Annotated in this window: 4 protein-coding genes and 1 pseudogene; 3 read left to right on the forward strand and 2 right to left on the reverse strand. The window is 67.5% G+C overall.

What is annotated here, in order from left to right; all coding sequences use genetic code 11:
• A partial coding sequence (locus U9979_RS17775; protein WP_322780263.1) for an adenosylhomocysteinase occupies positions 1-670 on the forward strand: 670 nt, incomplete at its 5' end.
• A gap of 11 nt (positions 671-681) precedes the next feature.
• Positions 682-1227 carry an NUDIX hydrolase gene (locus U9979_RS17780; RefSeq protein ID WP_322780264.1) on the forward strand — a complete coding sequence of 182 codons (546 nt, stop codon included), beginning with the start codon at positions 682-684 and terminating at the stop codon, positions 1225-1227.
• On the opposite strand, the gene U9979_RS17785 is transcribed toward U9979_RS17780, so the two are convergent.
• On the reverse strand, positions 1208-1933 hold the full coding sequence (locus U9979_RS17785) for a TetR/AcrR family transcriptional regulator (protein ID WP_322780265.1): 726 nt from the start codon (positions 1931-1933) through the stop codon (positions 1208-1210). The genes U9979_RS17780 and U9979_RS17785 overlap by 20 nt on opposite strands.
• A gap of 503 nt (positions 1934-2436) precedes the next feature.
• On the opposite strand from U9979_RS17785, the gene panB reads away from it, so the two are divergent.
• A complete protein-coding gene (gene panB / locus U9979_RS17790) occupies positions 2437-3381 on the forward strand; it encodes a 3-methyl-2-oxobutanoate hydroxymethyltransferase (RefSeq protein WP_322780266.1) in 945 nt (314 codons plus the stop codon).
• A 72-nt stretch (positions 3382-3453) separates the two neighbouring features.
• Here the strand turns inward: panB and U9979_RS17795 are convergent.
• Positions 3454-3555 (reverse strand): annotated as a pseudogene (locus tag U9979_RS17795) (cobalamin-binding protein); the annotation flags it as partial.

Consider the following 3555-nt stretch of genomic DNA (forward strand, 5'->3'; position numbering starts at 1 on the left):
CGTGGCTCGCAGCAGTTTGAAACTCGCGGAGGACTATCTGGTCGGCCAGTCGGTCGTGTTCTCCACCGAGGCGCTGCTGCGTGCCCACGGTGACGTGCTGCACGGTCGGGAGGCGTGCGTCATCGGCTACGGCAAGATCGGCCGCAGCGTGGCGACCACCCTGCGGGCGAAGTCGATCCGGACCACGGTCTGTGAAACCGACCCGGTTCGGGCGGTGGAAGCCATGGCGCACGGCTTTCCGGTCACCGCGACGAAAGGTGGGGCGCTGTCACGCTCGGGGGTTGTGGTCTGTGCCACCGGGAACCGTGCTCTGACCGGCCATGACTTCTACGAGCTGCGGACCGGGGCATACCTGGCCACCGTGACATCCTCCGACGATGAACTTGATCTCGGGGTCGTCCGTGGCACCTACCAGGAGTCACGGCTTGGTCCCCACCTCACCCGACTCAGTCGGGGCGACCATCATTTCTACCTCCTTAACGACGGAAACGCGGTCAACTTCATCCATGGAGCCTCGGTCGGACCGTTCATCTTTCTCGTGCACGGCGAAATCCTCGCCGCGATATCGGCGCTGCCATCCGGTCCGCTCGAGCCAGGTTTCCATGAAGTAGACCCCCAGGACCGCGAGATGATCTCCAGACTGTGGCTTCACCACTTCAACGACGACTGAAGGAACAGACCGTGCCGATCAGCAACGACTACGTTGTCGCCGCCCTGCGCACCTACCTCGATGTCCACCCTGGTGAGGCTGACGCGCTGGCCCCTTTGCTCGCGCTCGCCCGTGAGCAGAGTCCGGTCACCGCCCGCGCGACCCTGTCGGGACACGTGACCTGTGGCGCCGTAGGCATCGCCCCCGACGGGCGCGTCGTGCAGATCCACCATCGAACCCTCAACACGTGGCTTCTGCCCGGCGGGCATGTCGAACCCACCGACACATCCCTGCTCGCCGCCGCCGTCCGCGAATTCAGCGAAGAAACCGGAATGAGCCCGCATTCGCTGAGACCGATCCAAACCATCCCCATCGACATCGACGCCCACACGGTCCCGGAAAACCCGGCAAAAAACGAACCTGGACACACCCACTACGACTTCCGTTTCGCTTTCTCGCTGTCCGCCGGACTCATACAGTTGCAGCTTGCGGAAGTGACATCTTTTCGGTGGACCAGCGCCGGGGATCTCAATGGACGCCTGCGTACACGAGTGCCGGCTAGTGGGGTGGCCCCATGACGTCACCGGGTGGATCCTGTCGCCTCCTGTCGGTGGGGCCGACCCCGGCGCCGGCGGCGTTCGCCGCAGAGCCGGACCGCGCGACGATCCCCCGCAGGATGGTGTCGACCACGCCTACGATCCGCGAACCGCTGACGTCGCTCGAGCGTCCGGTGTACTGCCAGTACGCGACAGAACCAATCAGCACATCAGTGATCAATTCGACGTCGATGTCTGGACACAGCTCACCCGAGGCGATGCCGCCACGCAGGACAGTGGCGACCCGCTCCCGGGCCGGAGCCATGACCCGCTCACGGTAGGTCTCGAAGAGGTCGGGGTGCGCCTCCTTCTCCGCCAACAGCCTGGGCATGATGCGCCCGGACAGGGTCTGGATGTTGTGCCTGCGCACGGTGTTCAGCCAGGCGACGAGATCGTCACGTATCGATCCGGTCTCGACGCCCCCCGACACGTTGGCCAGCGTTGCCAGCGCGTCCGAGACCAGCACATCCTTACTCGGCCATCGTCGGTAGACGGTGGCCTTGCCGACACCGGCCCGCGCCGCGACGGCCTCCATCGACAGCCCGGTGAAACCGCTGTCGGCGAGCGCCTGTAAAGTCGCGTCGATAATCGCCTCATCACAGCGGGTGTCCCGTGGGCGCCCCGGCGGGCGGAACGTCGGACCGGTTCCCGTTGACCGCGCTGATCCGGGCGGCCTTCCGGCCGACATCGTCACCGCGCGTACCGTGCTGGCGAACCGCCCCGGGGATGCCCGGAGTCCCTACGACGCATCGCGCCTCGCGTCGCACCTCGCGTTGCACCTTGCGTTGCGCCTCGCATCGCCTGTCGCATCGCCCGGACCCGCCTGCGTCCAGCCCCGCCGTACCCACAATGGCTCATCGAATCCGCCGTCCGCCGTGTTGACCCGACCATCAGGGCGTGCCTCGATAATTCAAGATCGAAGCCTACGGTGGAGTGCGTCCGGACGCATCCGTTTGACAGGCAGCCACCGGGATGGATCGACTTCGCGCGCCCGCCGCGGTCGGTGATCAGGTCGGCGATCAGGTCAGCGATCAGGTCAGCGATCAGGTCAGCGATCAGGTCAGCGATCAGGTCGGTGACCAGATCAGCAGGAAGCGGTCGGAACCGCGCAGAGCGTGCGTCCGCCGACGGTGGCAGCATGGTAGGTACGCCGGGACGCGCCAGCGCCTGGACGGACTCACAGGAGATCGGATGGAAACCTCAGCAGGAGTGTGTTCCCAGGTCACCTCGGTGGCTGTGGAGGCGGCAACGCTGTACGGCGCGCCGACCGCCTCAGCCGCATCGAACGCGGCCGGGGCTGCGGCCCCACCCGGCGCGCCGGGTGGCAGCTGGCCACGACGGGGCAGGACCACCGTCCGGGACGTGCAGGCGGCGAAGAACCGCGGGGAGAAATGGGCGATGCTCACCGCCTATGACGCGAGCACCGCTCGGATCTTCGACGACGTCGGCGTGCCCGTGCTGCTCGTCGGTGACTCGGCCGCCAACGTCATCTACGGCTACGACACCACCGTTCCGGTCACCGTGGAGGAGATGCTGCCGCTGGTGCGGGCGGTCACGCGCGGGAGCACCCACGCGATGGTCGTCGCGGACCTGCCGTTCGGGTCCTACCAGGGATCGGTGGAGCAGGCGCTGGCCACCGCGACGCGCTTCCTGAAGGACGGCGGCGCCCAGGCGATCAAGCTGGAGGGTGGCGCGCGGGTGGTGCCGCAGGTCGCCGCGTTGGTTGCGGCCGGCATCCCGGTCATGGCACACCTCGGGCTGACACCGCAGAGCGTGAACGTCTTCGGTGGCTACCGGGTACAGGGACGCGGGGACGCCGGCGACGCGTTGCTCGCCGACGCGCTCGCGCTGGAAGCTGCCGGCGCGTTCGCCATCGTGCTGGAGGTCGTCCCCTCGGATCTCGCCTGCCGGGTGAGCAAGGAACTCACCGTCCCGACCATCGGCATCGGCGCGGGCGCCGACTGCGACGCGCAGGTTCTGGTCTGGCAGGACATGGCGGGGCTCACCGAGGGCAATGGCCCCCGGTTCGTCAAGCGCTATGCCGACCTGCGGTCGACGCTCGCGGACGCGGCGCTGCGGTTCACCGCGGAGGTCCGCGGTGGCACCTTCCCCACGATCGAACACAGCTATCTCTGACCGAGCGGTATCAGTTCATTGAACGGCAGGCCGGCGGTGGCCGGACGGCAGTTCGCCCACCACCGGTTCCGGTCAGGCGACCGGGTGGGCGAGCTGGGCGCCGAGCACCGCGCGGGCCGACACCAGCGATGGTCCGTACCAGGTCAGATGGCGCCCTGACACACATACCGCGGT

Origin of the sequence: Protofrankia sp. Cas4 (assembly GCF_963555915.1) — a bacterium.
In the GTDB taxonomy this organism is placed as follows: domain Bacteria; phylum Actinomycetota; class Actinomycetes; order Frankiales; family Frankiaceae; genus Protofrankia.

Excerpts from the sequence above, each read along its gene's own strand:
- U9979_RS17785 (WP_322780265.1), bottom strand. The coding sequence starts at position 1,933 with ATGTCGGCCGGAAGGCCGCCCGGATCAGCGCGGTCAACGGGAACCGGT.
- panB (WP_322780266.1), top strand. The coding sequence starts at position 2,437 with ATGGAAACCTCAGCAGGAGTGTGTTCCCAGGTCACCTCGGTGGCTGTG.